The following is a 24,970-nucleotide window of genomic DNA, read 5'->3' as shown; positions in this document are numbered from 1 at the left end:
CAACAATCGGTGTGTACTGCGGACTATTCTCAACAGCGATTTCTCGCACCTTTTTGGTGCGACCGCACCTTTATTGTTCGCAAAAAAAAATGATGACACGTTAACTAAGACTGGATACTCTCCCGTCCAAGAGAAAGGAATCTCGTTGTACTAGTACACCCCCATTGGTATCGGACAAGGATGTGACATACATGTCTTCCCTAATTACCTCGCCTGCCACTCTCTACGAAACCGTCGGTGACGGCGTAGAGTCGAGTAATGCCTCATGGAGTTTCGGAGGCAGTACTCCGCAACACTTTGACTCCCATGTTTCGAAGTCCGTACCTAAATATAAGGACGGGCATAACATCGTGCTGTCGCTCAGCGACTTTTTTGTAAAGAGCGATAGCACCTGCTACGAACTGGGTAGTTCCACCGGCACCCTCACTCGACAACTTGCACAGCGCCACTGCGCCTCGGTGAAGTGGGTGGGCATTGATGTGGAAGAGGCCATGACGCGCAAGGCGAATGAGCTCTTGAGCGCGTCGCCGCAGCACAACGTCAGCTTCGTTACCGACGACATCCTGACCTTTCCCTATGAAAAAAGTGATCTGATAGTTGCTTATTACACTATTCAGTTCGTGCACCCGCGCATTCGCCAAGCCTTGTTCGATCGTATCTACGAGACCTTGAACTGGGGCGGTGCTTTTATCATGTTTGAAAAAGTACGCGGCCCAGACGCACGCTTTCAAGACATCCTCAGCAGCCTGTATGTAGATTATAAGCGCGACCAAGGTTATAACGCCGATGAAATTCTGGCGAAGACCAGAAGTTTGAAAGGTGTCCTTGAGCCTTTTTCCACGGCCGGCAATATCGACATGTTATCCCGCGCCGGCTTCAAGGATATAACCAGTATTTTCAAATATATTTGCTTTGAAGGCTTCTTCTGCATTAAGTGAATGGAGCTTCATTGTGAGTACAACTATAGAACAACAGTATTTGCAACTATTGCAAATGCCTGAAACCTTTCGTGCGCAGAAAATGGATTGTGAACTTTGCAATTCCAAAGATCATCGGGTGTTGCTGGAAAGTGTCCAGGGCCCCGGTGACCAGGCGGTGGCATTGCCAGTGCTCGGCTGCCAGGATTGTGGGCATATTTTCCAGCAATACCGCTTCGACGAAGCCTTCTACAGCGCTTACTACGACAAGTTCTACCGCCTGAGTTTGTTCGGCAATACGGAGCCGGAGCGCGCCTTCTTTCTGGACCAGGTACGCCGCGGCGAACACCTGTATCAGCACCTGCAAGATGTGCTTCCCGCCAAAGGCAAAATGCTTGACGTCGGTTGCTCCGCCGGCGGCCTGATGATTCCTTTTGCCAAGCGCGGCTGGACAGTCAGAGGCAATGACCCTGACCGGGCCTACGTCGAATACGGCAAGAATATCGGCCTGGACATCGACCTGGTGGGCGCCGAACACATGAGCCCCACGGGTGATTACAACCTGATCATCATCAACGGTTCGCTGGAGCATGTGCATGACGTCAACCAGGTCATGCAGCTTTGCCGGCAGGCCAGTGCCGAGGACGGATTGCTGCTGATTGAAGGTCGCGCGTTGGGTTATGGCATCAAACAAGGGTTTCTAACCCATAACCATCGCCGCTACTTGAGTGCCAGCAGTATCGAGCACCTGATGTACCGGCATGGTTGGGAGCCGATCCAGACCACCCATGAGCCCGTGTGCGGGCCGACCCGACCGGGGGCGGTGTTCGTGCTGGGGCGAGCCTGTGCCCAGCCTGCCACCGAGCACCTCGAAAGCATCAAGGCTCAGGGCCGCAAGGCACTGCAGGAGTCCTACATGCCAAGCCTGCACTCGATGCGACCCCGCACATGAGTGCCTCGGCCTATGCCCTCGAAAAGTCGAGTGCCCGCGTCCATTCCTGCTTCAGGGATGATCTGGTCGTGACACCACCGCCAGCAGACGCGGTCACCCGGCGCTACAACCTCTACGACCCCCGTAGTGATATCGGTTTTGAACTGGGCCAGGCCGAGTACTCACTTGCCTTGCTCTTCGATGGCCAGCGAAACCTGCAAGAGATTGTCGACGCCGCCCTGGCGCAGCATCGAATCAAGGTCAGCCCCGAGAAGCTTGCGCAGTTCGAGCGCAAACTGCTCAACCTGAAACTGCTGAGCAGCGAGCAAACGGATCACAAAAAGGACCTGCGCGATCCCGCCACGGGCATAACCTATGGCCCGCTGAAAGAGCATTTGCTGATTAACCTGGTTAAAACCAACCCGCAGCCATTGCTTGATCATCTTTACCGGTTGGCGCCCTGGTGCTGCAGCGCGGCATTCATTTTGCCGCTGCTGGCCTTGTCCCTGTTGAGCTTCGTGTACCTGGGCGCGCACTTGGACAGCTTCATGGCCGATGCCAGCGCCACCTATATCCAGAGTTACCGCTGGCTGCTCTGGCACTTCCCGGTGATCCTGACCTCCATCGCCCTTCACGAACTGGGGCATGCGATGGCCTGTCGTCACTATGGGGTCAAGGTCAACGATTTCGGGATCGGCATCTACTTGTTGCTCGCCACCGGTTGGGTACGTCCGGTGCAGACACAATGGTCGCAGCTACCGCTGAACCAACGGGTGATCACCATTCTGGCAGGCCCCTTGGTCAGCCTTCTGTATGCGGGAGTGGGCATTGCCCTGTGGGCGATGTTCCGTGACACCCAAGGGGTTTTGCCCGCCCTTTTCGTGGTGATGATCGTGGCTTCGTGCATTTCCCTCATCCCCACCCTGCTGCCCATCTTCAATGGCGACACCTACCTGGCGATTACCGAAGTGCTGGGGCAACCACGCCTGCGCCAGCGTGCTTTCAACTATGTAAAGCGCCATTGGCGCAGCGCGCCGCAGGAAACCCTTTCCCCTGCATTGCGCAGGCTCTACTGGGGCACATTCCTGTTGACCTGCCTGGGCTGGGTCATCGCCTGGAGCTTCATCGCAGCCACCCTGATTCGCCTTTTCAACCACCCATAAGGACAGTGTCATGACTCAACCTACAGTGACTCCGGCTATTGCCGCCATGGATGAAGCCACCACCACAACCGCCCCGGCCGACGTCGCGCCGCAAGCCCTTACCGATGCACCGTTCGAGGAGTTCGACCTCGACGATATCGAAATCATCGAAAGCAAAGTGTTCGCCTGATCGCTCCGAGCTTCCTCGGCTTGACGTCGAGGAAGCCTTCCCTTCCTCAAACTGGGCAACCACATGGCTCACTTCGTTAAGCCCGAACCGATTGGTGTGGGTATCCAGTACAACCCCGAGATCCTCGACTGGTTTCCATTTGAGGACATCGAAGTCGATGTGCTGGAAATACTGCTCGACAACATCATGGCCCCTATGGACGGCCCCCAGATCATCAAGCCCGCGGCCCAGGCGATGATCAATCGGCTGTCTGAGAAATTCACCTTGCTGGCGCATTCCAACTACGGTTGCGACTTTGGTTTCAGCCCTCTTGAAGAAACCGCCGCTGTGCAACGCCATGTGCCCCTGGCCAAGATGCTCAACAGCCCATGGGTCGCCAACCATTGTTTTTATGGCGACAACTCCTGGCTGGATATCTGGAGCAGCCCGCTGCAGTTTTCCAATGCAGAGGTTCTGCGCTGCGCCGAACGCGCGAAGGCTTTGCAGGCACATTATGGGATGCCACTGGCCCATGAAAACGCCGCCTATTACTTGCAATGCCCGGGTGCAGAAATGCGCGAAGCCGAGTTCCTGGCCCGTCTCGTGCAGCAGTCCGGCACCTTCTTGCATCTGGACTTGCATAACATCTACACCAACCACTTGAACCTGAAAGACTTCGACTTGCGCGACTACCTCGACACCTTGCCGTTGGACAAGGTGATCTCTGTGCATCTGGCAGGTGGCAGTTGGCATGAGGGGCTCTACCACGACTGGCATGACTCGTGTGTGCCCGAACCTGTTTGGGATCTGTACCAGGAACTCATGTCCCGCTGCCAACCCTCGGCGATCATCCTCGAATACCAGGGGCAGGCTCACCACGCACTGACACGCGTGATGGACGCCAACGACGAACACATGATCGTCACCGATGTGCGGCGCGCACAGAACATCTGGAATCACTACACAAAAGCGGCACAGGAGCTGACGCATGGATGCTGAGCAGGTCTGGAAGCTGTGGCGACGCCTGCTACGCGATGAAACACTGCAGCAGCAGTTGTTCGAAGCTCAAGGCGCGACTCAATGGCTGGAACACTTTCCTGATAACGAGCGGGTGATTCTGCAGGCCTATGGCAGTCAGTTTGAACGAGTGAAATGGTTCGTCGAAAACTATCAGTTCCGCTTGGTCAATTCCTTTATCAATGCGCTGGAAACCGGCGCGCCATTGACGCTGCGCGCGCTGCTCAATATCGGCCTGGACCTGCCGGCACTGTCCAAGGCATTCCTGCGCCAACAAGAGTGGTTCGACTACGGGCCAAGAGTGTATGGCTATTGCGACGCGGCATTGGGCTTTCTGCTCGAGCGCCAGGAACTTGCCGACTACCCGCAGATTCGCGACCTGATGGGCCTTGAGCGCGAATCTGTGCGCCTCTACATCGGGCTGGTGGAAACCAGTGCCGCAGTGCCGGGCACTTATCAACGCACCGACGGTGCACGCATTTACCAGAGCCGCTATGCGCTGTCGCACTGGTTGCGTGATAAAAGCCTGCTCGGGCGTAGCAGACCGGAGGAAGCCTGCGAGCACATCTTGGTGTATTTGCCCACCCCTGAGGCGCGCCACAAATTCACCCTGATCAGCCCGCGCGCTGCGTACCTCTATCACTGCCTGGAGCAACCACAGTCACTCGTCAGCTTGATGCAGATACTGGGTTCCAGCGCCGCACAACCCAGCGGCGAGGACTTGGCACTGCTCGATAAGCTGCATCGACTCAACGCCATCAGGATGCCGGCCTAGACCATGGAAAGCTCACAGTACTTCTGGCTGCGCTCGACCGGCTTCCCCATTCATCACTTGACGGATCTGGGCCGATTCGCCGACCTGCCAGCGTGCCGCGCCTTCGAGCAAGACTTCCGCTCCTTGCAGACGCTGAAGGCGACGCTACTTGAAAAGGCCAACGCGCATTCGCCCCAGGCCTGCCGCAAATTCATCCGCAAACTCAACGAGAACCAGGCCCTGCAACCCACCGATCTGCCAGAAGTACTGCGCGAACCTCTCGGTGAGGCTTTGCAACACTGGAATCTGTTGCTCGCGCGAACGTCAGCGCCTGAAGAAGCCGCCCGTGAATATGACGCCTATCTGGAAAGCGCCCGCCAAGGACTGATCGACTTCCTGGATGACGATGCGGTGGCCGAGGCCTTGTTCATCTCCAACCCGTCGGCGTTGACACGCATCCGTGAGCTGATCAGGGATCGGCACAGCAGGAACGACACCCGCAAAAAGCAAAAGCTGCGCTTGGGCTGGAGTTACGCGCAACGTTTCTGCGCCAAGAACGATACCTCCAGTTTTTTCGGACCTTTGGCCTGGGGCCGGTTCGATACCCGGCAGACAGCCAATGTGCATCTGACCCAGGATGACACGGCGTGGATCAAGGATCGCCACACCTTCTTCGAGAATTGGGTGGTACAGCGGTTGGTCGAACAGATCAACCAGCAATGCCCAGACACCGACCGTATGCCCTTGCAGCTCAATACCGGTTGCTACCTGCACGAACAGACCCTGTTCATGCCGATTGGCAAAAGCCAGCGCCTCAACCCGCAAACCGCCCAGGTACTGCAGTACATCAGCGAGCACCAGGATCGAGCCGCCACTTACGCGGGGATATTGAACGACTGTCCGCAAGACGCGGCTGGCACATTGCGCGATCTGCTGGAGCACCTGGTGAGCAAACGTATCGTGCGCCGGGGCTGGCAAATGTCGCCCCGTGAGCGTCACCCCATCGTGCAGCTGCAACGCTGTTTGGCCAACGCGGGGGTATCCGACCCGTTCAACCAGCTCTGGCAATCGCGCCTTGAAGCGCTGGAGGGCTTGCGCCATGACTATGCCCACGGCGACCTGATGCGTCGGACCGAATGCCTGGAGCGCTTGAACCAACTGCTTGGCGAGGCCGGGGTCGACCTCAGCCGAGAAACCGGCACCATGTATGTCGGCCGTTACCCGCTGTACGAAGATTGTTCGAGAAACATGAACATCAGCCTTGGGCAAGCCATGCTCGACCAAGTCAACCAAGAACTGGCGCCGCTGATGCGCATCAATCAGTGGCTGATCAAAGCCATCGCGCACCAGCTCAATCAGGCCTTCATTGAGGTCTGGGAGCAGCGCCAGGTGGCCAGCCCCGGCAAACCGGTTGATTTTCTCGACCTGCTCAACACCCTTGCCCCTCTGTTGCCTGCACTTGAGGCACGCATCATCGGCGACCTCGATCAGCGCCTGGAAAGCGCTTGGGCGCAACTGCTGCAGGACTTCCCGGAGCATGCCGAAGTGCGTCTGTGTGCTGCGGACGTCGAGCGCCTGATCAGCCGGCTGAACAGCCGTCTGGATGTCGAAGGCTTCGAGGTGTTCGGCAGCGACTTTCACTCTCCGGATATCCTGCTCTCCAGCGCCTCGGTCGAGGCTTTCAATCGCGGCGACTACGAAATCATCGTCGGTGAAGTGCACCCGGCAGTTCATACGCTGAGCCAGCCCGTTGCCGCTCCGTTCGGCCCCTTCAATACGCAGATAAACCAACAGGTGGAGGCGATTTTCCAACGCCCTCGCCTGGTACTGGCTGACTCGCCCGAGAGCTATCAGCGCTCCCACATCGACTGGCCACTGCAGCCCTCCTACCTGCAATTGGTGCTGCCGTCTGGCGGCGGTTGTGTCGCAGCGCACCAGCAGTTTGCCGCTGGCAGGGCAAAAGTGCTGCGGGTGAACGGTCGTCTGCAAGTGGTCGACGCCCTGGGGCAGTTCAGCGAAGACTTGCTGTGCGTGTACTCCACGCCCTTGCATCGGCTGGGCTTCGCCCTGGCCGGCAGCGCCGTGGCCAAACACGATCACCGCCGTATCTGGTTGGGCCGGACCCTCTACAAGCGCGCTTCCTGGCTATTTGCCCGCGATCGCCTGCCGGAACCGAAGGGCTCGATCGACGAGCTAGAACACACCCTGCAATGGCGTGCCTGGGCTGGCGCTCACGGTTTGCCCCGCTATGCCTTCGTCAAGATCGATACCGAACCCAAACCGCTGTTCCTCGACTTCGACAACCCTTTGTCCTTCGACGGCATCAGCAATGCGCTGAAGAACGCAGGCCACGTCAAGTTCTCGGAAATGCGACCGTGCCCCGATGAACTTTGGCTTGAAGAGGCACGAGGGCGTTTCTGCTGTGAAATACGCACAACCTTTTCCCCACGCGAGGCTCTTGCGACATGAGTAAAGAAAATACAGCCTCTTGCGCCAAGGCCGACCAGGAAATAAAGCACACCTTTGTGTACCTGTTTTTGACCATTTTCATTCCCTTTGGCCTCGGCCATTTCGTCTCGTACCTGTTTCGCACGGTCAACGCTTTGATCTATGTGGACCTGGAGCAGGAACTGCACCTGCCCGCCAGCAGCATGGGCCTGCTGACCGGCGTGTACTTTCTGACCTTCGCCGCGGCGCAGATTCCGCTCGGCGTCATGCTCGACCGCTACGGCCCGCGCAGCGTGCAGGCCCCCATGCTGTTGTTCGCGGTATTGGGCTCGCTGATTTTCAGCTTCTCCCACACCGAGCTGGGTCTGATCATCGGTCGCGGCCTGATCGGCCTGGGGGTAGCCGGTTCGCTGATGAGTGCGATCAAGGCGTGCACCATCTGGCTGCCGGTCGAGCGCCTGCCGCTGAGTACGGCGTGCCTGTTGTCGGTAGGCGGCCTGGGCGCCATGGCGTCCACCACGCCGCTGCATGAACTGCTCAAGTGGATCTCATGGCGTGAAGCGTTCTTGATTCTGGCGCTGTTGACTCTGTTCGTCAGCGTGGTCATTCACCTGAGCGTGCCGCGCACCTACAAACCCAAGCACACCACTCTGGCCGAAATGTCCAAGGCCGTGGGGACACTTTACTCCTCGTGGGTATTCTGGCGACTGGCGTTGTACTCGGTGTTTGCCCATGCGATCTACATGTCGGTGCTGTCGCTGTGGATGGGGCCGTGGCTGCGCGATGTCGCCCAGCTCAGCGAGTCGAGCATGGCCAATACCTTGCTCTGGGGCACCGTGGCGATGGTGGCAGGTTCGCTGGCCTTCGGCTCGATCACCGACTACCTGCGCCGCTTTGGTGTGCAGCCGATCATGGTGTGCGGCGCCGGGGTTGCGATCTTCATCGTGTTTCAATCGCTGATGATCAGCGGACTGCCGGTGTCGCCGCTGCTGATTGCCATGGGGTTCAGCTTCTTCGGCACCTCCACCACCATGAACTACGCGATCGTAGCTCAGTCGGTATCGCCTGAACTGGCCGGGCGGGTCAGCTCGTCGTTCAACCTGGTGGTGTTCGTGCTGGCGTTCGCCTTGCAATGGTTGATGGGAGAGATCCTGAACCTGTGGCCGGCCAATGGACAAGGGCATCCGGTGGAGGCTTACCAGTGGTCGCTGGGCGTGATGATTGCCTTGCAGGTACCTGGGGTGTTGCTGTGGCTGAGTTTCAAACCGTGGCAACTGAAAACAGCAACGGCGCGGTAAACGCTGGCGGCCAGCTCGTCTTCGTTGACCACAGGTCCGTCAAGCCGCCGCAAAAACCCGTCAGTTGCGCTGCGTATGAGCGAGCAAGGCAGGCTCAGCATCGAATCACTGACAGCACAGGCAACCGCTGATCAACGGTTGATCGGGGTCGCTTTCAAGAAAGGTGACCCTGACTTCCACGCCCGTTCGCAGTGGCGTCAATTCACACTGCCAATTGGCAGCGCCCCCTAGCCAACAGCTGCTTTTGTCGTCAAACCGACCTTCCCGATCCCAGGGAAACTTGACCTTGAGCCTCGCGCAGCGCCCATCAGTGCGCAGCGCTTCATCTTCCATGGCGATAACCAGCGCAGTCTGGCTGGGCACCTGCGGTTTCTCGTGAGCCAAAGGCGGACGATAGAGCGCATCCCCCGGCACAAGCATGAAGCGATTGCAGTAACCCGGATGCCGGTCATCGTCAGCCGGGTCGCCACTGGCGGACTCATTCAATACCTGTGGCTGTCTGCCTTCATGGATGACCCGAGTCAGTAGCCATGGCTCATGGCGCTCTTGGCCCGGCGGGCCAGGGATTTCCACAACATGGCCACTGGCTAGCCCGGTTTGCTGACCTTGGCTTTCAAGCGGACGGTAGGCCGCGCGGCGGTGCTCGCCGGCCTGCAGGGTGACCTGCCTGGCGGGCTTGATCAGTCGCTCGGTGGCCCGCCTGTCGCCCTCGGGGGCGACAGCCGTGGCTTGCTCGATCCTGGGAAACACCGCCTGATGATCGCCAAACACCAGCACATGACCTTGAGCACTGTGCTGGAAGTGAAAGTGAATCCCCTCCTCCTCACACAAGCGCTGGATGAAGTGCAAATCCGTTTCACCAAACTGGGTACAGCAATCACGCTCGGGGTAGGTCGAGCCCAACTCGAAGCGGTAGGCATCGCCCAGAATCCCGTGTTCTTCGAGAATCAGGGCAACGATGGCCGGCACCGAAAACTGCTGATAGATCCTCTGGTTGGTGCGGTGGCGCAAGTAGGACAGGTGCGGAACCAGGGCCAGGTTGTAGCACTGGGTGTCCGCACATTGGGCGATGTGATAGATGCGCCCGTGAATGCCATGGCCGTGGCCATCGAAAGCCAGGAAGGCCTCCCTGTCGACGAGGCTTTGCAGTTCCAGGTCGGGTCGTTCACTCACACACTCCACCTTGAAAAAGTAAGGCTTGCTGATCGCCTCTTCCCCGGTGAATGCGAGCACTTGAACCTCATGCGCAAAACCGTCGATGGTCAAACAGAAGTGCGTTTGATTGGCTGGGCTGAACATCCACTGTGCTCCTCTTGGATCAGGTATTGAATGGACACAGGCGCATACCGCCAGGCGGGAAAGTTAATTTCCCGCATGACGAATACATTTCAACGAATGTTTTAAATAATGAGCCCGCACTCGCTATGAAACGTGCATGGCGCAGGAGAGGAAGAGTCAAACCCGATCAGATACTGCTCTTCACCTTAGTCCAGACCCGCGTCCGGATGCGCTCCAACTTCAATGGCAGCGGTTCAAGCGGAACCAGTGTTGCGACGGTTGCCTTGTCTGGATATATCCATGGGTTATCGCGCAACTTCTGCTGGACAAACTCGGTGGCGTCCTTATTGGCATTAGGATACAGCGTGTGATTTGACGTTTTGGCAATCACTTCCGGACGCATCATGTAGTTGATAAACGCCAGGCCTTCTTTTGGGTGAGGCGCGTCTTTGAGCAGCACCAGGTTTTCCGACCAGACCAACGCACCTTCGCGAGGCAGGCTGTAGCTGATCGTGCGTCCGGTGTTGGCGCTCTCGTTGGCAGCCTGCGCCGCCAGGGCACCATTGGCCCAGCCCACCACGACACAAATGTTGCCGCCTGCCAGGTCCGTATCGATTTTCGACGAGTCGAAATAAACGATATAAGGCCGGATCTTCAACAGCAGTTCCTGAGCCTTCTGGTAATCATCCGGGTTCTTGCTATTGCTGGGGAGCCCAAGGTAATTCAAGGCAATCGAAATGATCTCGCTGGGCGAATCCAGCATGGCCACACCGCAAGACTTGAGCTTGCTGATGTTCTCTTCCTTGAAGATCAAGTCCCAACTATCGACCGGCGCATGATCACCCAATGCCGCTTTGACTTTATCCACGTCATAGCCAATGCCGGTGGTGCCCCACAAATAAGGCACAGCGTAGCGATTGCCTGGGTCGTTGACCGCCAGTTGGGCCAGGATGGCCGGATCGACGTGGGACAGGTTACTCAGCTGGGCAGGGTCCAGCGGCTGCAGCACCCCCGCTTCGATCAGGCTGGGCAACACATTGGAGGTCGCCACCACCACGTCGTAGCCGGTGCGACCGGCCATGACCTTGCTCTGCATGATCTCGGCACTGTCGAAGGCATCCATGTGAATTCGGGTGCCCGTGGCCTGTTCGAACTCTTTTGGCGTTTCCGGAGCCAGCAGCCCGAACCAGTTGTACAGGTACATCCCTGGCTCTACTGCACCTGCGGATGTACTGATTCCGGCGCAGAGCAACGCGACCGAAAAAACGGTTCGCAAAGGTGATTTTCTCATGCAACATCCCTGTCTAGACGACGTGCCCTCATGGCTGTCGTAAACCTTGAAGGCGAATATACCGAGCCTTGGGCAATAGTAAATACCTACGATTACTTACCCTTGACCCACGATTCCCTAACCCTAAAGGGGTAGAAAATGCCACTCGACCTGCATAGCCTGGCTTGGCACCGCTCGATTGGAAAACTGATCATGCAGCTGAACCGTCCAGACTTCTGGAGTTCGCTTATTCGCACACTCAATGAATATGTGCAGATCGATAACTGGGTCGTGCTGATCTTCAGCAATCAACAAGTACAAGTGGTCAGTCTTCCCGAAGTAGCCGATGTGGAAGAGGTGGATGCGTTTATTCACCTGTATGTAAAGGGGCTATATCTGCTGGACCCCTTTTATATCGCCAATCGAGAAAACCCGCAGAGCGGATTCTTTCACCTGCTGGATATTGCACCGGAGTACTTTCGGGAAACCGAGTACTACCACAAGTACTTTGCGCAATACATTTCTGTCGATGAAGTGCAATACAACATCCAGCTCGATGCCGACAGAACCCTGTGCATCTCCATTGGCAGCGGCGTGCACTTCAATCAAGAACAGATCACGATGCTGGATCTGATCAAGCCGTGGGTCACTGCATTGATGCATCAGCGCATGTGCTTTGAAACGGATGTCGAGAAAAACCTCAGCGCCCCGCCGCAATGGCCCGAAACCATTAGCCAGCTAGGCACACAAATAACCACCCGCGAGAGCGATGTGCTCAGGCTGTTGCTCAGTGGCTTTTCCAACAAGGAGATCGCTGGCAAACTTTCCCTCTCGGCAGAGACGATAAAGGTTCACCGTCGCAACATTTACGCCAAGCTGAACATCAAGTCGCAATCCGAACTCTTCGCTCGATTCTTCATGCCAAAACAGGATGTTCTCTCTTGACGCTATCGACTTCGATGACGATCCCTGCCGGGAAACCGTAAGCAAACCACTGCATAGCCTGGATAACCCCGCATTCCATCAGCAACACCCTCCAAGCCCCTCTCAACACGGATGTCGAACACCCCATGTTTAAAGCCATTCTCTTCGGCCTGCTCTCCTGCGCCCTGGTGCTGCCTGTTTTCGGGCTGGTGATTTCACAGTTTCTCCCTCCTGGGTTCGTTGCCCTTGGCGAACCGGGTTGGAAACAACAGCACAATCAACTGGTCAGCCTGCATAGCGTTCAATGGCTGACGGTGCTGAGCTGGGCCCTCATGGCAGGACTGGGGGGATTTGTCAGCACCCGGACCCACGCGACCCGCTCCTTGCGTCCCGCCCTCTGGGTCGGGGTCATCATCCTGCTGGTCTGGGGCATTCCCGTGGGGATCTTCTCCTTGAGCCAAATAAGCTGGGTGCATATCAGCTGCTGCCTGGCCATCATGCCGGCGGTACTGGCAGGGGGTGCGCTGGCGCGCAGAAAGCTGAATCATTCGTCTGAACATCAACAGTGAACAGGTAGCCCTTCGATGGATATCCAATTTCGCGGTAACGCAATGCCTGGCAACCCCGCTGCCGGCACCTGCGATGAGTACAGCCTGAGCGGCATTTCCAGCCTGGATGAGCTGATCGACGCCTACCGCCAGCTCGCCGACAAGCACCCGGGCTTCAGGCCCCTGCTCTCGCTGGATGACCTGCCCCAGGCCCGCTACACCTGCGGGCATGCACGCAACAACCTGGGGCTGGATGAGGCCTCGGAACAGGACATTGCCCAGTTACCTGCCGAATGCTTCGAACAGGGCGAATACCTGGGCTATTCCACCACCAAAGCCGAGTTCCCGATCTGCTTGCGCAACTTCACCAAGCTGGTGGCCGGCAGCTCGTTCGAAGAGGCTTGCGCCCACGGCCTGACCCTTGACCAGCCCGCCCTGCAGGAATGGATGGACTATCAGGACAACCCGGTTTCACTGCTCGACCAACCTCTCTCGGCGCTCCTGGTTCCGGTCGAGCATGCCTGCCAGGCACTGGCTGCGTTTCCCAACGGCTATTTCAGTTGCGACCTGGGCCCTGCGCAAAACTATGCGCTAGCGCGCCATTTCGCTCAGGCCCACGGTTATGAATTGATCGGGGTTGGCGCGTCTTACCTCGGTTTCCTGCGTGCAGCGCCTGCCGACCTGCACGTCGCCAACGCCGTGGCGAAGGATTTTTGTGCGCTCTACAACACCCCTGAAGAGAACCGGCAAGCGGTGACTTCAGCGGTCGTCCAGGCGATCCGCGAGCGGACACACCTGTGGCTGCGCTACGTGGAATGACGCCGGGAGAAAGGGTGTGGATTCACAGGCTCAGCCGCTTCTCCATCGGCTGATAGATCAGCCCGGCAAACTCACCCTCCTCCCCAGCCAAGGCAAAACCGTAACCTTCGTAAGCGGCCACTGAGGACAGAGACGCTCTGACGGTTACCACATCGGCTCTGGCCTGCTCCAGAGCTGCGCTCACCAAGCGTTTGCCAACGCCGCGACGCTGCCACAGCGGCGCAACGAACAGCATCGCCACATGGCGCCCTTCCTTGAGTTCGATCAGTCCGACCAGGGTTCCCTCTGCGACACAAACCAGCATCAGGTTGTCACTCGCCATTCGTTCGGCAAACGCCTTCTGCGCCGCTACCTTGGCGAAGGTTTCCACGCCCTGCGCTGAGAGCGAAGGCGCAACTGCCAGCATGAACGCTTCCAGGCAAAGGGCAGTGGCGCTCGGCAGGTCTTCGTGAGTCATCTTGCGTATCTGCACAGTCGTCGTCCTTGGCTTGAGTGGAGTGTTTCTATACCAGAACACCCAACCTTGCGATACGCAGCAACGCCGCGGCAAACAGACACCTCGTTCAGCGATGTCGCTGCCTGCTTCGGCAGGGTCGGCATAACCACGCCGCCACATGCGTTCCCTTTTCAAGCTCAGAAAAAAGTGCTCCATCGCGAAGTGGTCCCGGCGGGACTGTTGCGACTCAAACCTTGCTGCGGGCCCTTTCGCGCCAGTAACAATCAGTTTCCTTCTTCACTGGATGACTTGCGCCAAGCGCAGCGCCAGCGTCGATGCCTGTTCGGCACTGGCAACGTTGGTGAAGCCCATCCCCAGCCCCTGCCTGGACTGGGCCTCCAGGTACCACTGTGACAGCGGCTCAACCGCGATGCCCACCGCCCGGGCGCGCTGGGCGAACTCGACATCATTCCCTTGCCCAAGACCGGCGACCAAGTGCATGCCGCCTGCTTGAGGGTTTATCTGTAAACCCTCGGCAAACTGTTGATGCAACGCATCGATCAGCCATTGACGGCGTCGCGCGTAGAGGCCGCGCATTTTATTTAGATGCCGTGCGAAGTGACCCTCGTTGAGGAAGGCGGTGACGGTCGCTTGAGGCAGGTGCGGGCAGTGATTGTGCAGACGATCCGCCTGACGGGCGAACGCTGGGGTCTGTTCGGCGGGCACCACCAGGTAGGCCAGGCGCAGCCCTGGAAACAGGACTTTGCTGAAGGTGCCGGTGTAGAGCACGCGGCCCTGCTGGTCGAGGCTCTTGAGGGCCGGCAAGGGCTTGCCCTGGTAGCGGTATTCGCTGTCGTAATCGTCCTCGATGATCCAGCTGCCTTGGCGGTTGGCCCAGTCCAGCAGGGCCAGGCGCCGCGGCAGGGACAGCGACACCCCCAGCGGGCTCTGGTGGGTCGGGGTGACCACGGCAAAGCCGGCCTCTGGGGCGCGGGCGATGCCTTGGGCGACGTCCAGGCCCTGATCGTCCACGGGCACCGGCACCAACTGCGCGCCGGCTTCCAGCAGTGCGTTCCTGGCCATGAAGTAGCCGGGCTCCTCCAGCCAGCAGGTGGCGCCTGGGCGCATCAGGGTGTGGCTGATCAGGTCGAGGCAGGCGCGGTAGCCGGCGCAGACGAAAATCTGCTCCGGGTGGCAGGTGATGCCGCGGGAAATCCCCAGGTAGGAGGCAATGGCCGCCCGCAACGGGGCGTAGCCGCGGGCGTCCGGGTAGACCAGGCCTTCGACGCCCGCCTGGCGCAGTTGCCGGCCCGCCAGGCGGGTCCAGAGTTTGCGCGGAAAGGCGTCCAGCGCTGGCAGGCCCATTTGCAGTGCCAAGGGCGACATGCCGGCATGGGTGGCTTGATGGGTCGTTGCAGCCACCGGGGCGCGTTGTACGGGCGCACAAATCGGCGCCAGTTGCGGGGTGACAATGGTCCCGGCGGCCCCGCGAGCAATCAGGTAGCCCTCGCCTATCAGCAGTTGGTAGGCGGCTTCCACAGTGCCCCGCGCCAGGTTCAGCTCCGCCGCCAAGGCGCGAACTGCCGGCACGCGGTCTCCCGGACGCAGGCGGCCATCGGCGATGGACTCGCGAAACCGCTGGTACAGCTGGCGATAGATCGGCGCCGTCTGGCTGCGGTCCAGTTCGAAAGGAAGGATCATGGCCTAGTCATTTATGCATTTTTTGGCCCTGTAGCTTAAGCCATTGGCCTTCTACAGTGGGTCATCTCTTTGCAGCGGATGACGGACATGCCCTACACCCTTCAACACCTCGATAGCGAAGCGGCCCTGGCGGCCAGTTTCGACGTGATGCGTGTCTTGCGCCCGCACCTCACCCACCCTGCGGCCTATGTCGCCCAACTGGCCCGGCAAACCGAGCAGGGCTATCGCTTGCTCGCCGCGTGGAACGCCGAGCGCATCGTCGGCCTGGCCGGTTACCGCGAGCTGGAAAACCTGCTCTACGGACGCTTCATCTACGTCGATGACCTGGTGGTGAGCCCGGAGCTGCAGCGCAGCGGCCTGGGAGCGCGGCTGTTGAGTGCGGTGCGGGATGAGGCCGTGCAGCGTCAATGCGATCACTTCGTGCTGGATACCGGCCTGCATATGCCCCTGGCCCAGCGCTTCTATTTCCGCCAGGGGTTGCTGGCCCGCGGCATGCACTTCACCCAGCGACTTCGCGGTGGGGAGCCGGCATGAACACTGTCCTGTTGATCAACGCCAGCCCCCATGGCCAGGTTTCCCAGGGGTACCGGCTGGCACTGGAGCTGCTGAGCTCCCTGCGCCAACGCTATCCGCAGCTCGAACTGGTCGAGCGCGATCTGGGGGCGCAGCCGTTGCCACCGCTAGGCCTGGACTACGCCCACGCCCTGACCAGCGCCACGCCCTTCGACGCGCCGTTGTTCGAGGTGTCCGAAGGGTTGATTCGTGAGTTGGAGCGCTGCGATGTGCTGCTGATTGCCACGCCCATGCACAACTTCACCCTGCCGGCGGCGCTCAAGCTGTGGATCGACTACGTGCTGCGCATTCACCGCACCTTCAGCTCCGGCCCGGAGGGCAAGGTCGGCCTGCTCAAGGACCGCCCGGTGCATGTGCTGGTGAGTTCCGGCGGCTTTCACCAAGGCCCGCGGGCACGCCAACCGGACTTTCTCACGCCTTACCTGCGCCAGGTGCTGAACACCCTGGGTCTGTTCGACCTGCAGTTCACTTATCTGCAGGGCTTGGTGTTCGGTGACGAAGCGGTGCGCGCAACCCTCGACGAGGCCCGCAGCGCACTGTCCTTGCAGCCCCTGTTCAACCCCCTCGTTTGTGCCTGATCACTTTTTTCCATATCGGAGTTTCACCATGAGCCAACTCAGACTGCCCTTTGCCACTTTGTCGCCGGCCGCCTATCAAGGCCTGCTCGCCACCAACACCGCATTGGCCGCAAGCCCCCTGGGCCTGCCCTTGCTGGAGCTGGTGTATTTGCGCGTGTCGCAGATCAACGGCTGCTCGTTCTGCCTGGGCAAGCACTCACAGACCCTGCGTGAATGTGGAGTCGCCCAGGACAAACTGGATTGCCTCGCCGGCTGGCGCGTCAGCGAACTGTTCAACGAGCGCGAACGCGCCGCCCTGGACTGGGCCGAAACCCTCACCTACGTCCACGACAAGGGCGCGCCGGACGCACTGTACGAACCGCTGAAAGCGCACTTTAGCGAGGTCGAAATTTCCGACCTGACCTTGGCCGTGTCCTTGATGAATGCCTTTAACCGGCTGGCGGTGGGCATGAAGCTCTAAGAGCAAGCAGAGCCCAGCAGCCTCAATGGTTCAGCCGTTAACCGTTCGCGCGGGTGCGTCCACCGCCGGGGCTGCTGCGGGTGCTGGTGCGCCACACCACTATCGGCTTGAATCGTCGCCCTTCACGCCGGCTGGTCTTTATCAACCGGCAACGAAGCAAACATCTCAGCGCGGCACACCTCAAGAATCTCATCCGCCAGCGCCGAATCATCCGGGCAGGCACGGGACAAAATAATCGCACCGACCGCACGCGACAGCAGGTCGATCATTTTCTGCCTGCCCTCACCCGGTGCGGCATCCGGCCGGGTCGGGTATTTGTCCCCCAGGGTTTTCAGGGTGTGCTCGATCCCTTCGGCAAACCTCGCTTTCACCTCATCCGATTGACGCGCCGCGTCGCCACCCAATGCGGCCATGGTGCAACCACCGCCACGTTCGTCGCGGTGTTCTCGGGTCACATAGACGTCGATGAAGCCAGGCACATCGAGCGCTTGCAGGCCAGCCAGCGACTTGGCAAGGCTGCAGGCCGAGGCCTCGGCCATGAGGTCGGCCTTCGAACCGAAATGCTTGTAGAAACCTCCATGGGTGAAACCGGCCGCCGCCATGAGGTCCGACACCCCCACACCGTCGAAGCCGCGCTCACGGAACAACTCTGAGGCCGTTTCAACGATGTGCTCTCGATTGGCCTGCGCCTGAGCCTTGCTCACTCTCACCTGCAATACCTCCTATACATCGGAAAATCATGGGCCCGATCATACATAGATGTCGATCATAATCAAAATCGTTGACAGCTTAGATTTCGATCATCATCCTAATTGCACGCACCACCGACCTCCACCCACGGGCACGCAAGAGACACCAGATGACCGATCAGAACCTGTTCACCCCTTACACCCTCGGCGCCCTCGCGCTGTCGAACCGCATCGTCCTCGCGCCACTGACCCGCAACCGCGCCGGCGCAGGCTCTGTTCCCAGCGAATTCGCCGCCACCTATTACAGCCAACGCGCTAGCGCCGGCTTGCTGATCAGCGAAGCCACGCAGATTTCCCAACAGGGCCAGGGCTATCAGGACACCCCCGGGATCTACACCCAGGCGCAGATTGAGGGCTGGCGCACCGTGACCGACGCCGTGCACGCCAAGGGCGCAAAGATCTTTGCGCAACTGTGGCATGTCGGCCGCGTATCCCACGTTGACCTGCAAGAAAACGGCGCCGCCCCCGTGGCCCCTTCCGCGTTGCGCGCGGCCACCCAGGTGTTCGTCAACAACCGCTTTGAAGACGCCAGCGAGCCGCGCGCACTGGACATCAGCGAACTGCCGGGGATAGTCGCCGATTTCAGCCAGGCCGCGGCAAACGCCATTGCCGCCGGCTTCGACGGCGTGGAAATTCACGGCGCGAACGGCTACTTGCTGGATCAGTTCCTCAAGGACAGCGCCAACGTGCGCACCGATGCTTACGGCGGCTCGATTGAAAACCGTGCGCGCCTGTTGCTCGAAGTCACCGCAGCCGTGATCAATGAAATCGGCGCAGATCGCACCGGGGTGCGCTTGTCGCCGGTGTCGCCGGCCAACGGTGTCTCCAGCAGCAATGCGCAGGCGCAATTCGATTACCTCGTCGATCAACTCGACACCCTCGGCGTGGTTTACCTGCACATGGTCGAAGGCGCGACCGGTGGCCCGCGTGACGTGGCGCCATTGGATTTCGCCGCCCTGCGCCAGCGCTTCAAAAACACCTACATCGCCAACAACGGCTATGACCTGGAGCTGGCGACCTCGCGGCTCGCCGAAGACCAGGCCGATCTGATCGCCTTCGGTCGCCCGTTCATTGCTAACCCGGATCTTGTGGAGCGCCTGCAAAGCGGTGCGCCGCTGTCCGCCTTCAATCCCGCCACGCTCTATGGCGGCGGCGCGACGGGCTATATCGACTACCCGACCTTGGCCGAGTCGGGCGCCGGCGCCAACTGAGCCCTACCCGCCCACACCAGCTGTCAGTCCCTTTCCTGAAAGAGAGATACCCCCATGAACACTCGCCCTACCGTTCTCATCACCGGCGCCTCCAGCGGCATTGGCGCCACCTACGCCGAGCGCTTTGCACAGCGCGGCCACGACCTGGTGCTGGTCGCCCGCGATCAGGCGCGCCTGGACGCACTGGCCGCCCGATTGCGCAGCGAGCACGAGGTCGCCGTCGAGGTGATGAAAGCGGATTTGACCCAACTCAGCGATCTGACCACCGTTGAAGCCCGCCTGCGCGACGACGCCCGCATCGGCATCCTCATCAATAATGCCGGCGCCGCCCTGTCCGGCAGCTTCGTCGAACAAAGCACCGACAGCGTTGCGCAACTGGTCGCCCTCAACACCACCGCGCTGGTGCGCCTGGCCAGTGCCATTACCCCGCGCCTGGCCAAGGCCGGCGATGGCGCGATCATCAACATCGGTTCGGTGGTGGGCCTGGCGCCGGAATTCGGCATGACGGTGTATGGCGCGACCAAGGCTTTCGTGCTGTTCCTGTCTCAAGGCCTGAGCCTGGAGCTGGCGCCCCGGGGCGTGTACGTGCAGGCCGTGCTGCCGGCGGCGACCCGCACGGAGATCTGGGACCGCTCCGGCGTCGACATCAACACCCTGAGCGACATCATGGAAGTCGGCGATCTGGTGGATGCCGCCCTGGTCGGTTTCGATCGGCGCGAACCGGTGACCATCCCGCCGCTGCAACAGGCCGAACGCTGGGATGACCTGCAGAACGCGCGTCAGGCCCTGCTGGGGCAGATCCGTCAATCCGAGGTTGCCCAGCGTTACCAGGCCCAACAATGATCGTCAGATAGCGAGCATTCGCGGCGGATTCGCGGCAGGCACTGCGACGAATCCGCTCCGCTGTTCGGAGTAGCAATGAATCCCATACAGACAACTCGCGCCCCGGCTGAGCAGACCTCGTTCATCGACGCGGCGAACCAGTCGATCACGGTCAGGGGCATTCCCTTCGCCTATCGCGATACCGGTCCCGCGGGCGGCGTGCCCCTGGTGCTGTTCAACCATTGGGGCGCGGTGCTGGACAACTTCGATCCGGCCATCATCGATGGACTGGCCCAGACCCGGCGGGTCATCACCACCGACTATCGCGGCATCGGCGGCTCGGGTGGCAGCGCGCCACTGACGGTCGGCGAAATGGCGCAAGACGCCATTGAGTTGATCCAGGCCCTGGGGTTCAAGAGTGTCGATGTACTGGGCTTTTCACTCGGCGGCTTCGTTGCTCAGGAGATCGCCCTCAAGGCCCCCGAATGGGTGCGCCGCTTGATTCTCACCGGCACCGGACCGGCCGGCGGCAGCGGTATCGACAAGGTCGGCTCGGTGACCTGGCCCTTGATGCTCAAAGGCTTGCTGACCTTGCGCGATCCCAAGGTCTACCTGTTCTTCACGTCGACGGACAATGGTCGCCGAGCCGCCTCGGCGTATCTGCAACGGCTCAAAGCACGCCGAAAAAATCACGACAAGGGCCCGACGCCGAGGGCGTTCCTGCGGCAGTTGCAGGCCATCACGGCATGGGGCAAACAGACGCCGCACGATCTGCAACACCTGAAAACGCCGACGCTGGTGGTCAACGGCGACAACGACCTCATGGTGCCCAGCGTCAACTCGCGCGCCCTGGCTGAGCGCATCCCCCATGCGCAGCTTGTGCTGTATGAGGACGCCGGCCACGGCAGCATTTTCCAGCACCACACGGACTTCGTGACCCGGGTATTGACCTTCCTTGATGACTGACAGCACCTGGCCGCAACCGCAACAGCCCCCTACTGACGCCAACCCAACAGAGCCGCACACCCATGAAGGCATTTTCAATTGATCGCTACGGCAAGAACAGCGGACGCCTGAGCGAAGTCCCCACGCCCGAGGTGGGGCCCCACGATGTATTGATCGAGGTTCATGCCAGCAGCGTCAACCTGCTGGATTCGAAAATCCGCCAGGGCGAATTCAAGCTGATCCTGCCTTATAAATTGCCGCTGATATTGGGCAATGACCTGGCAGGGGTCGTGGTCGAAGTCGGCCCGCAAGTGCGGCGTTTCAAACCCGGCGATGCCGTTTATGCTCGCCCGCCGCAAACGCGGATCGGCACCTTTGCCCAATCGATCGCCGTGCATCAGGACGCGGTCGCTCTCAAGCCGGCCAACATCGACATGGCGCAAGCCGCGTCCATTCCCCTGGTGGCCCTGACTGCCTGGCAAGCGCTGGTGGAAACCGCGCAACTGAAAAAAGGCCAGAAAGTGCTGATCCATGCAGGCTCAGGCGGCGTCGGCACCCTGGCCATCCAACTTGCCAAGCACCTCGGCGCCTTTGTCGCGACCACCACCAGCACGGGGAATGTCGAATGGGTCAAAGCCCTGGGCGCCGATCAGGTGATCGACTACAAGCAGCAGAATTTCGAAAGCCTCTTGCATGGCTACGACCTGGTGTTGAACAGCCTCGGTGCCGATGTGCTGGAGAAATCCCTCAAGGTCCTCAAGCCCGGCGGCCAGCTGATTTCCATCTCCGGGCCACCCACGGTGCAATTCGCCCAGGAGCAAGGGCTGGCCTGGCCGTTGCAGCAGGTCATGCGCCTCTTGAGCTTCGGTATCCGGCGCAAGGCGCGCCAGCGGGACGTCCGCTACGCCTTTGTGTTCATGCGGGCCGATGGCGCCCAGCTGCAACAGATCACCGCGCTGATCGAGGCCGGCATCATCAAGCCTGTGGTTGACCGCAGCTTCAGTTTCGAATCGACGGCAGAGGCCTTGCAGTACGTCGAGCAGGGACGAGCCAAGGGCAAGGTGGTGATCAAGATCAAATGACCACAGCGCCTACCGATGACCCGACTGAATCGACGACAGCCCCTGAACCCGACGAGGCAACGCCAGCGCAGGCGCCGGACAAACCTGCACCGCAAGAGCCGGCGGGTGCTGTTGCGCCGCCGATTCTTTGGCGCCGCTTGATGCTGGAGCCGTAGCGAAACCGCGTGAGTTCGCCCGGGTTCCGGTCGTCACCCAGGCCGGCTAGACCTCGGCAGACGCCCCCTCATCGGCTTCGCGCAGAATCCGTTCAAGCGCCGGCCGCGTCCACTTTTCCCAAGGCAACTCATCCTGCCCATCCCCCGGGTGACGATACTCTCCGGCATCAAACGCGAGGTAGATGGAAAAGGCCGGCTCGGGCATGTCAGCGTTCAAGGACAGATCAACAATGTCACTGAACAAGGTATTCATGACCGCATCGCCGTAATGAAAGTCGCGCCGCCCCTCGATAAAGAGCCGGGCCACCGCCATGGCGACTTGATTGAAAAGAGCGCACCGGTCTATCTGCACCCCGTCATACAGACGATTCAAGTCATGGCAGGAGTCGCTTTCGATCGCTTCCAGCACCTTGTGAAGCTCGGCTTCACTCAACATCCTCTGCATTCACTGGCCCACCGTTTGTCCGGGAGGCGCAGATTAGCATCCGCCAGACGCCCTGTTCATCGGATCAAGGCCACCGAAGAGGACCGGCAAGCCTGGGCGCTGAAAGCCGCGGCAAGAACACCTACACCGCACGAACCACGGTGTAAGTGAGGGTGGCGGAAAACAGCGCCAGAACGACGGCGGTGCCCCGGGAAAACAGCGGTCCAGAAACCCGCCCCAGGTATTCGGCTCGAATGCCCGCCCCCAGCGAGACCCAGAGCAAGGCTATTGGCGCCAGTGCCAGGAAGAAAGCGCTTAATGACGGCAGGAATCCTCCCAGGCTGGCGAATGAGCTGGCCGGGAAGATCACACTGGCGAAGATCAGCCCCTTGGGGTTGAGCAAGGTGGCAATCAACAGGTGCCGTGGCCAGCTCTCAAAGCGCTCGGTGTGCTGGGCTCCGGTGGTGGAAGTCTTCCAGGTCTTCAAGGCCAGCGCCGCGATGTACAAGGCGCACAGCAGCTTGATCAGGTGGATCAGCCACGGGTAGTCGTGGGACAGCAGCACAAGCCCCCAGCCCCAAGTGCAGATCGAAACGGTGTAGCCGAGCATTTCGATCAACACCAGTGGCAGCGAGCGCAACACGCCGAACTTGAAGCCCGAGGCCAGCAGCAAGGTGTTTGAGGGCCCCGGCACTACCAGTATCAGGGACGAAAAAAGCGCGATCTTGTAGAGGTCATCCATTTGCATGGCTTCCTATTCCGTTAGGAAAGTGGGTCTGTGGGGAGTGCTGCCAGAGGCAGCGTTTCAGGGGCTCAGGTGGAATGCCTACCCATGGATTTGTAAATACTGATCAGGTGAGTACGCAGTTGACTGTCGCTATTGACCAGGTCGCGCTGCGCCTCCAGCACGGTGCGCTGCGCTTCCAGTTCCTCCAGGTAGCTGGCCTCCCCGGCCGCGTACCGGACGCGGGTCCACTCATAGGTGCGGGCCTTGCTGTCATAGCTGTCCTTGAGGTGCGCGGCACGCTGGTATTCGTTGTGATAGCGGCTCATGGCATCGTCCACTTCCTGCCAGGCTGCCAGTACGGTCCGGTGAAATGCCACGGCCGCCTCTTGCTGTTCGAGTGTGCGCAGGATCACGGTCTTGCTGCGCCGCCCACGGTCGAACAGCGGCAGGTCCAGGCGCGGCCCTACCGACCAGGTGCGGCTGCTCCAGTCGGCAAACTGGCCGCTCTTGTAGGATTCGAAGCCGAAGTCGGCCCCCAGCATCACGCTCGGGTACAGTTCGGCCTCGGCCACTCCGATGCCCGCCGTCGCCCGGTGCAAGCGGGCCTGGGCCGCGCGGATGTCCGGACGCTCCCGGGCCAGGTCGCCAGGCAGGCCCAACTGCAGGTTGGGCAGCGGGCGGCTCAAGGCATTATCAGGCCGCTCCGCGAGCAAGGTTTCCAGGGCTCCGGGATGCTCCCCCAGCAACAGCGCAATACGGTTGCCCGCCTGGGTGTGCAGCGCCTTCCAACCCGGTATCTGTGCATGCAGCGAGGCCAGCCGTGCCTCTTGGCGTTCCACCGCGAACCCGTCTTCCTCGCCCTCCCGGGCCTGGACGGCAACCACTTGCAGGTGCGCGGCCAGGATCTGTGCCTCCTGCTCCAGAAGACGGGTCTGGCGCTGTGCGGTACGCACTTCGAAGTAGTTTCGCGCCAGCTCGCTGGAGACACTGAGCAACACGTCGTCCAGGGTCGCGGCCGCACCATCGACCTCGGCCTGGGCGGCTTCACCCAGGCGTGACACCCGCCCCCAGAGATCCAGCTCCCATGAAACGTCGAACCCGGCCTGGTACAGGCTATAAGGGTCGGTAAGCACCTTTTCCAGGGCATCACTGTCGCTGCCCAAGGCTTCAAGCATTCGATTGTTCGGCGCGTAGCGGCTTTGCCGGTTTCGCGAAGCCGCCGCGGAAAAGGACACTTCGGGCGTTTCCAGGGAAGCGACTATCTGGCGTTGCAACCGCACCTGGGCAAACCGCAGCAAGGCCGTGTGCAGGTCCGGGCTGCCTGCGCGCACCTGGGCCTGCAGCTGGTCCAGCACCGGGTCGCCAAACACCTGCCACCAGTTGCCGTCTGCGATTTGCGAGGTGGTCGCCGGGGCTTTGCCCGGCACCGAAGAGGCTGGCGGGCCACTGTGCCAATCCGTCCAGCGTTCCGGGCTAGGTACTGCCGGCGCCTTGAAATCGGGCCCGACGGTGCAGGCGGTGATGGCCAGCAGCATGGCCAGCGTCAGCCCATTACGCAGGTATCCAGAGTGAGTAGTTTTCATGACGTTCCT

Annotated in this window: 26 protein-coding genes; 18 read left to right on the top strand and 8 right to left on the bottom strand. The window is 60.3% G+C overall.

Annotated features, from left to right (window positions below):
• The first annotated feature begins 191 nt into the window (after positions 1–191).
• The 8 genes from J5M73_RS25595 (at position 192) to J5M73_RS25560 (ending at position 8,676) form a co-directional block, all read left to right on the top strand.
• On the top strand, positions 192–938 hold the full coding sequence (locus J5M73_RS25595; protein ID WP_102863393.1) for a methyltransferase domain-containing protein: 747 nt from the start codon (positions 192–194) through the stop codon (positions 936–938).
• Positions 939–1,056: 118 nt separating this feature from the next.
• Positions 1,057–1,869, top strand: coding sequence for a class I SAM-dependent methyltransferase (locus J5M73_RS25590; protein WP_242553860.1), 813 nt, complete (start codon positions 1,057–1,059; stop codon positions 1,867–1,869).
• A 68-nt stretch (positions 1,870–1,937) separates the two neighbouring features.
• Positions 1,938–3,011 carry a M50 family metallopeptidase gene (locus J5M73_RS32190; RefSeq protein ID WP_207816387.1) on the top strand — a complete coding sequence of 358 codons (1,074 nt, stop codon included), beginning with the start codon at positions 1,938–1,940 and terminating at the stop codon, positions 3,009–3,011.
• A gap of 10 nt (positions 3,012–3,021) precedes the next feature.
• The gene (locus J5M73_RS25580; protein ID WP_162884043.1) at positions 3,022–3,180 is read left to right on the top strand and encodes a TglA family RiPP precursor; all 159 of its coding nucleotides are present in this window, start codon (positions 3,022–3,024) and stop codon (positions 3,178–3,180) included.
• Positions 3,181–3,276: 96 nt separating this feature from the next.
• Positions 3,277–4,158 (top strand): DUF692 family multinuclear iron-containing protein, encoded by an 882-nt coding sequence (locus J5M73_RS25575; protein WP_347709987.1) that lies wholly within the window; start codon positions 3,277–3,279, stop codon positions 4,156–4,158.
• Positions 4,148–4,951, top strand: a complete 804-nt coding sequence (locus J5M73_RS25570) for a hypothetical protein (protein ID WP_102863390.1) — start codon at positions 4,148–4,150, stop codon at positions 4,949–4,951. Before J5M73_RS25575 ends, J5M73_RS25570 begins: the two co-directional genes overlap by 11 nt.
• Before the next feature lie 3 nt (positions 4,952–4,954).
• A complete protein-coding gene (locus tag J5M73_RS25565; RefSeq protein WP_207816386.1) occupies positions 4,955–7,399 on the top strand; it encodes a lantibiotic dehydratase in 2,445 nt (814 codons plus the stop codon).
• Positions 7,396–8,676 carry an MFS transporter gene (locus J5M73_RS25560; RefSeq protein ID WP_115580164.1) on the top strand — a complete coding sequence of 427 codons (1,281 nt, stop codon included), beginning with the start codon at positions 7,396–7,398 and terminating at the stop codon, positions 8,674–8,676. The genes J5M73_RS25565 and J5M73_RS25560 overlap by 4 nt, the downstream gene beginning before the upstream one ends.
• Before the next feature lie 105 nt (positions 8,677–8,781).
• On the opposite strand, the gene J5M73_RS25555 is transcribed toward J5M73_RS25560, so the two are convergent.
• Together J5M73_RS25555 and J5M73_RS25550 are read right to left on the bottom strand one after the other, a co-directional pair.
• Complete coding sequence (locus J5M73_RS25555; RefSeq protein WP_207816373.1) at positions 8,782–9,975, bottom strand: contractile injection system protein, VgrG/Pvc8 family; 1,194 nt, start codon at positions 9,973–9,975, stop codon at positions 8,782–8,784.
• A 166-nt stretch (positions 9,976–10,141) separates the two neighbouring features.
• Positions 10,142–11,245 carry a polyamine ABC transporter substrate-binding protein gene (locus J5M73_RS25550; protein ID WP_207816371.1) on the bottom strand — a complete coding sequence of 368 codons (1,104 nt, stop codon included), beginning with the start codon at positions 11,243–11,245 and terminating at the stop codon, positions 10,142–10,144.
• Positions 11,246–11,383: 138 nt separating this feature from the next.
• Here J5M73_RS25550 and J5M73_RS25545 point away from each other — a divergent pair, with 138 nt between their 5' ends.
• From J5M73_RS25545 to J5M73_RS25535, 3 genes are all read left to right on the top strand, one after another.
• Positions 11,384–12,169, top strand: coding sequence for a LuxR C-terminal-related transcriptional regulator (locus J5M73_RS25545; protein ID WP_102863385.1), 786 nt, complete (start codon positions 11,384–11,386; stop codon positions 12,167–12,169).
• Between the two features lie 125 nt (positions 12,170–12,294).
• The gene (locus tag J5M73_RS25540) at positions 12,295–12,717 is read left to right on the top strand and encodes a hypothetical protein (protein ID WP_102863384.1); all 423 of its coding nucleotides are present in this window, start codon (positions 12,295–12,297) and stop codon (positions 12,715–12,717) included.
• A 15-nt stretch (positions 12,718–12,732) separates the two neighbouring features.
• Entirely contained in the window at positions 12,733–13,515 is a 783-nt protein-coding gene (locus tag J5M73_RS25535) for a hypothetical protein (RefSeq protein ID WP_243433932.1), read from the top strand.
• A gap of 22 nt (positions 13,516–13,537) precedes the next feature.
• Here the strand turns inward: J5M73_RS25535 and J5M73_RS25530 are convergent, their stop codons facing one another.
• On the bottom strand, positions 13,538–13,987 hold the full coding sequence (locus J5M73_RS25530) for a GNAT family N-acetyltransferase (protein WP_115580167.1): 450 nt from the start codon (positions 13,985–13,987) through the stop codon (positions 13,538–13,540).
• Positions 13,988–14,248: 261 nt separating this feature from the next.
• Positions 14,249–15,652, bottom strand: coding sequence for a PLP-dependent aminotransferase family protein (locus J5M73_RS25525; RefSeq protein ID WP_207816369.1), 1,404 nt, complete (start codon positions 15,650–15,652; stop codon positions 14,249–14,251).
• An 87-nt stretch (positions 15,653–15,739) separates the two neighbouring features.
• Between J5M73_RS25525 and J5M73_RS25520 the strand changes: the two genes are divergently transcribed.
• Genes J5M73_RS25520 through J5M73_RS25510 form a run of 3 tightly spaced genes read left to right on the top strand, consistent with a single transcriptional unit; the run spans position 15,740 to position 17,263 of the window.
• On the top strand, positions 15,740–16,186 hold the full coding sequence (locus J5M73_RS25520; RefSeq protein WP_207816368.1) for a GNAT family N-acetyltransferase: 447 nt from the start codon (positions 15,740–15,742) through the stop codon (positions 16,184–16,186).
• Entirely contained in the window at positions 16,183–16,803 is a 621-nt protein-coding gene (locus J5M73_RS25515; RefSeq protein WP_207816367.1) for an NAD(P)H-dependent oxidoreductase, read from the top strand. The genes J5M73_RS25520 and J5M73_RS25515 overlap by 4 nt, the downstream gene beginning before the upstream one ends.
• A 28-nt stretch (positions 16,804–16,831) precedes the next feature.
• Positions 16,832–17,263 (top strand): carboxymuconolactone decarboxylase family protein, encoded by a 432-nt coding sequence (locus J5M73_RS25510; RefSeq protein ID WP_207816364.1) that lies wholly within the window; start codon positions 16,832–16,834, stop codon positions 17,261–17,263.
• Between the two features lie 122 nt (positions 17,264–17,385).
• Here J5M73_RS25510 and J5M73_RS25505 read toward each other — a convergent pair whose 3' ends face one another.
• A complete protein-coding gene (locus tag J5M73_RS25505; RefSeq protein ID WP_207816362.1) occupies positions 17,386–17,973 on the bottom strand; it encodes a TetR family transcriptional regulator in 588 nt (195 codons plus the stop codon).
• A gap of 149 nt (positions 17,974–18,122) precedes the next feature.
• Here J5M73_RS25505 and J5M73_RS25500 point away from each other — a divergent pair, with 149 nt between their 5' ends.
• From J5M73_RS25500 to J5M73_RS25485, 4 genes are all read left to right on the top strand, one after another.
• Positions 18,123–19,223, top strand: a complete 1,101-nt coding sequence (locus tag J5M73_RS25500; RefSeq protein WP_207816360.1) for an alkene reductase — start codon at positions 18,123–18,125, stop codon at positions 19,221–19,223.
• A 54-nt stretch (positions 19,224–19,277) separates the two neighbouring features.
• A complete protein-coding gene (locus J5M73_RS25495; RefSeq protein WP_207165964.1) occupies positions 19,278–20,066 on the top strand; it encodes an SDR family oxidoreductase in 789 nt (262 codons plus the stop codon).
• 75 nt (positions 20,067–20,141) lie between these two features.
• Positions 20,142–21,011, top strand: a complete 870-nt coding sequence (locus tag J5M73_RS25490; RefSeq protein ID WP_207816358.1) for an alpha/beta hydrolase — start codon at positions 20,142–20,144, stop codon at positions 21,009–21,011.
• 62 nt (positions 21,012–21,073) lie between these two features.
• Positions 21,074–22,072 carry an NADP-dependent oxidoreductase gene (locus tag J5M73_RS25485; protein WP_102863373.1) on the top strand — a complete coding sequence of 333 codons (999 nt, stop codon included), beginning with the start codon at positions 21,074–21,076 and terminating at the stop codon, positions 22,070–22,072.
• A gap of 201 nt (positions 22,073–22,273) precedes the next feature.
• Here J5M73_RS25485 and J5M73_RS25480 read toward each other — a convergent pair whose 3' ends face one another.
• The 3 genes from J5M73_RS25480 to J5M73_RS25470 all read right to left on the bottom strand — a co-directional run bounded on the left by J5M73_RS25480 (position 22,274) and on the right by J5M73_RS25470 (position 24,961).
• Entirely contained in the window at positions 22,274–22,663 is a 390-nt protein-coding gene (locus J5M73_RS25480) for a hypothetical protein (RefSeq protein ID WP_240322008.1), read from the bottom strand.
• Positions 22,664–22,793: 130 nt separating this feature from the next.
• A complete protein-coding gene (locus J5M73_RS25475) occupies positions 22,794–23,399 on the bottom strand; it encodes a LysE family transporter (protein WP_102863371.1) in 606 nt (201 codons plus the stop codon).
• Positions 23,400–23,464: 65 nt separating this feature from the next.
• Complete coding sequence (locus tag J5M73_RS25470; protein WP_102863370.1) at positions 23,465–24,961, bottom strand: efflux transporter outer membrane subunit; 1,497 nt, start codon at positions 24,959–24,961, stop codon at positions 23,465–23,467.
• Between the last annotated feature and the right edge of the window lie 9 nt (positions 24,962–24,970).

Source organism: Pseudomonas sp. 50_B, from assembly GCF_017491625.1.
Lineage (GTDB): Bacteria > Pseudomonadota > Gammaproteobacteria > Pseudomonadales > Pseudomonadaceae > Aquipseudomonas > Aquipseudomonas danubii.
This window is presented reverse-complemented; position numbering and strand designations above follow the sequence as displayed.

Coding starts and splice junctions, on each gene's coding strand:
- J5M73_RS25595 (WP_102863393.1), top strand. CDS start 192: ATGTCTTCCCTAATTACCTCGCCTGCCACTCTCTACGAAACCGTCGGT.
- J5M73_RS25580 (WP_162884043.1), top strand. CDS start 3,022: ATGACTCAACCTACAGTGACTCCGGCTATTGCCGCCATGGATGAAGCC.
- J5M73_RS25570 (WP_102863390.1), top strand. CDS start 4,148: ATGGATGCTGAGCAGGTCTGGAAGCTGTGGCGACGCCTGCTACGCGAT.
- J5M73_RS25565 (WP_207816386.1), top strand. CDS start 4,955: ATGGAAAGCTCACAGTACTTCTGGCTGCGCTCGACCGGCTTCCCCATT.
- J5M73_RS25560 (WP_115580164.1), top strand. CDS start 7,396: ATGAGTAAAGAAAATACAGCCTCTTGCGCCAAGGCCGACCAGGAAATA.
- J5M73_RS25555 (WP_207816373.1), bottom strand. CDS start 9,975: ATGTTCAGCCCAGCCAATCAAACGCACTTCTGTTTGACCATCGACGGT.
- J5M73_RS25550 (WP_207816371.1), bottom strand. CDS start 11,245: ATGAGAAAATCACCTTTGCGAACCGTTTTTTCGGTCGCGTTGCTCTGC.
- J5M73_RS25545 (WP_102863385.1), top strand. CDS start 11,384: ATGCCACTCGACCTGCATAGCCTGGCTTGGCACCGCTCGATTGGAAAA.
- J5M73_RS25540 (WP_102863384.1), top strand. CDS start 12,295: ATGTTTAAAGCCATTCTCTTCGGCCTGCTCTCCTGCGCCCTGGTGCTG.
- J5M73_RS25535 (WP_243433932.1), top strand. CDS start 12,733: ATGGATATCCAATTTCGCGGTAACGCAATGCCTGGCAACCCCGCTGCC.
- J5M73_RS25525 (WP_207816369.1), bottom strand. CDS start 15,652: ATGATCCTTCCTTTCGAACTGGACCGCAGCCAGACGGCGCCGATCTAT.
- J5M73_RS25520 (WP_207816368.1), top strand. CDS start 15,740: ATGCCCTACACCCTTCAACACCTCGATAGCGAAGCGGCCCTGGCGGCC.
- J5M73_RS25515 (WP_207816367.1), top strand. CDS start 16,183: ATGAACACTGTCCTGTTGATCAACGCCAGCCCCCATGGCCAGGTTTCC.
- J5M73_RS25510 (WP_207816364.1), top strand. CDS start 16,832: ATGAGCCAACTCAGACTGCCCTTTGCCACTTTGTCGCCGGCCGCCTAT.
- J5M73_RS25500 (WP_207816360.1), top strand. CDS start 18,123: ATGACCGATCAGAACCTGTTCACCCCTTACACCCTCGGCGCCCTCGCG.
- J5M73_RS25495 (WP_207165964.1), top strand. CDS start 19,278: ATGAACACTCGCCCTACCGTTCTCATCACCGGCGCCTCCAGCGGCATT.
- J5M73_RS25490 (WP_207816358.1), top strand. CDS start 20,142: ATGAATCCCATACAGACAACTCGCGCCCCGGCTGAGCAGACCTCGTTC.
- J5M73_RS25485 (WP_102863373.1), top strand. CDS start 21,074: ATGAAGGCATTTTCAATTGATCGCTACGGCAAGAACAGCGGACGCCTG.
- J5M73_RS25480 (WP_240322008.1), bottom strand. CDS start 22,663: ATGTTGAGTGAAGCCGAGCTTCACAAGGTGCTGGAAGCGATCGAAAGC.
- J5M73_RS25475 (WP_102863371.1), bottom strand. CDS start 23,399: ATGCAAATGGATGACCTCTACAAGATCGCGCTTTTTTCGTCCCTGATA.
- J5M73_RS25470 (WP_102863370.1), bottom strand. CDS start 24,961: ATGAAAACTACTCACTCTGGATACCTGCGTAATGGGCTGACGCTGGCC.